General features: G+C 50.9%; 1 rRNA gene. It reads left to right on the top strand.

Going from position 1 to position 348, the window contains the following annotated elements:
* Nucleotides 1–13 precede the first annotated feature (13 nt).
* Nucleotides 14–348 (top strand): 23S ribosomal RNA (locus HMPREF2604_RS14190); the annotation flags it as partial.

The raw sequence follows: 348 nt of genomic DNA on the forward strand, positions 1-348 counted from the left end.
TTGTGTTGGTTGTGTGTTCGTTATTTAGGGCGCATGGTGGATGCCTTGGCATGCTGGGCCGATGAAGGACGTGTAAGGCTGCGTTAAGCCTCGGGGAGTTGTCAATAGAGCGTTGATCCGAGGATGTCCGAATGGGGAAACCTGGCACCTGTTATGGGGTGTTACCCTTCAGTGAATTCATAGCTGTTGTGGGGGTTTACGCGGGGAAGTGAAACATCTCAGTACCCGTAGGAGAAGAAAATAAAATATGATTCTGCTAGTAGTGGCGAACGAACGTGGATGAGGCTAAACCGTGTGCATGTGATACTTGGTAGGGGTTGTGTGTGCGGTGTTGTGGGCCCCAATGTG

This window comes from Corynebacterium sp. HMSC055A01, assembly GCF_001809405.1.
GTDB classification, from domain to species: domain Bacteria; phylum Actinomycetota; class Actinomycetes; order Mycobacteriales; family Mycobacteriaceae; genus Corynebacterium; species Corynebacterium hesseae.